Origin of the sequence: Polaribacter sp. IC066, from assembly GCF_007997085.1 — a bacterium.
Taxonomy (GTDB): domain Bacteria; phylum Bacteroidota; class Bacteroidia; order Flavobacteriales; family Flavobacteriaceae; genus Polaribacter.
The window spans coordinates 1-1,498 of the sequence record NZ_VORR01000129.1; the positions used below are offsets into that span (position 1 = coordinate 1).

The 1,498-nt window shown below is 25.8% G+C and carries 2 protein-coding genes; both read left to right on the forward strand.

Features of this window, described 5'->3' with window-relative positions; translation table 11 throughout:
- Positions 1 to 333 precede the first annotated feature (333 nt).
- The gene (locus ES044_RS18210) at positions 334 to 876 is read left to right on the forward strand and encodes a hypothetical protein (protein ID WP_147120773.1); all 543 of its coding nucleotides are present in this window, start codon (positions 334 to 336) and stop codon (positions 874 to 876) included.
- Positions 877 to 895: 19 nt separating this feature from the next.
- Positions 896 to 1,195: a DUF805 domain-containing protein gene (locus ES044_RS18215; RefSeq protein WP_147120774.1), complete on the forward strand. Its 300-nt coding sequence runs from the start codon at positions 896 to 898 to the stop codon at positions 1,193 to 1,195.
- The last annotated feature ends 303 nt before the right edge of the window (positions 1,196 to 1,498 follow it).

Consider the following 1,498-nt stretch of genomic DNA (forward strand, 5'->3'; position numbering starts at 1 on the left):
TACTCAAGTGTCTCGCAACAAAACATAACACAATATAAAAAAAATTGCTAAATTAGTGCTTTAGCAAAGTTTATTGCTTTTTTACCAACTTCTGAATTTCCGTAGGAAATTCCTCGTTGTCAAAAAATGCAACTATTTTTATACACAAACGTTATGGGCAATTAAAGCCGACGTTCAACCATATCCGAGAATAGACTCTACTTGGAAGAAAAAATAAAAGAGTTAAATTCTAAATTGCCTATAAAAAAGAGTTTTCTTGAAAAAGATGGCAAAGTTGCAAGTATTCAAAACTCAAAAAAAAAATGAATGCGTGAAAGTTTAAAAAACAATAAAATGAAAAATTATAAGAATTATTTATTAACATTAATAGTGTTTGTTTGTACATCAGTTGTTATCATATCTTGCAGTCAAGATTCAAAAGACGAAATACAAGAATATACATACACATCTGGTAAATTAAGTTTAAACGAATATTTAAATTCTTCAAATACATCTTCGAAGAGTACCAATAATTCAGAAGATATTACAGTAGAAGCAATATTTGTTTCAAATATCGAGATACCAGAAAACTTAAATGATGAAGATTTAAATATCTTTCTTGAAGAAAACTCTGAATTAATAAATGGTACATTTACATACATAATGAATGACGAAATTATTTATAATTCGGAATTCAATAATGGTGAAGAAGAAGTTTCCGCAATTTTTAATACTAATAATATTAGTTCAAAAAATGGAAATTGTTCATATGAAGGAGTAAGACAATGTACTATTCAAAAAATTGACGAGTTAAGTGATTGGAAAAAAGTAGTTTGTGCATTTAGAAGAGGATGCGTCTTAACAAAGATAGCTGCTTGTATAGGAGAGAATTGTTAATCTTAAAAATTATTAAATTATGAAATATTATTTTTTAGCGTATAAGAAAATGTTTGACTTTAAAGGAAAATCTTCAAAAAAAGAATTTTGGAATTTTTTTATTATTGATATGTTAATTTTTATAATGATTGGCTTTTTCGAAGGTTTAACATCACACAAATTATTAGCAGATAACTTATTATTTATATATATAGGTATTTCAATTATTCCTTTTTTTGCATTAGGCTTTAGACGGTTAATTGATGCTGGTTATAATAAGTATTTATTTTTTATACCATTAGCGAATTTATTATTTGCAAGTATGGAAAGTAAAAAATAACTGCCCATAACAAGGTATATAAAAAATAGCAGTTAAGTGCAAACTACAAAGTTTGTACTTTTCTGCTATCTTTAATAATAAATTGAAAATTATAGCATTTTTATTCTGCTACTTTCCATATACCAACACGTTAGGCTCAATTGCTCAAGAATTTAAAAACTCTATTCAATAATTGGAAAATAATTTCAATTTTAAATTTTTAAGGTCTTTTAAATTCGAATTTTCGGAACACTTTCTCGCTCGTCAAAATTTTCAAAATTGCGGAATTTAGCAAGTTTGTGAAAATTATAAATTTTGCCAAGT

Coding starts and splice junctions, on each gene's coding strand:
- ES044_RS18210 (WP_147120773.1), top strand. CDS start 334: ATGAAAAATTATAAGAATTATTTATTAACATTAATAGTGTTTGTTTGT.
- ES044_RS18215 (WP_147120774.1), top strand. CDS start 896: ATGAAATATTATTTTTTAGCGTATAAGAAAATGTTTGACTTTAAAGGA.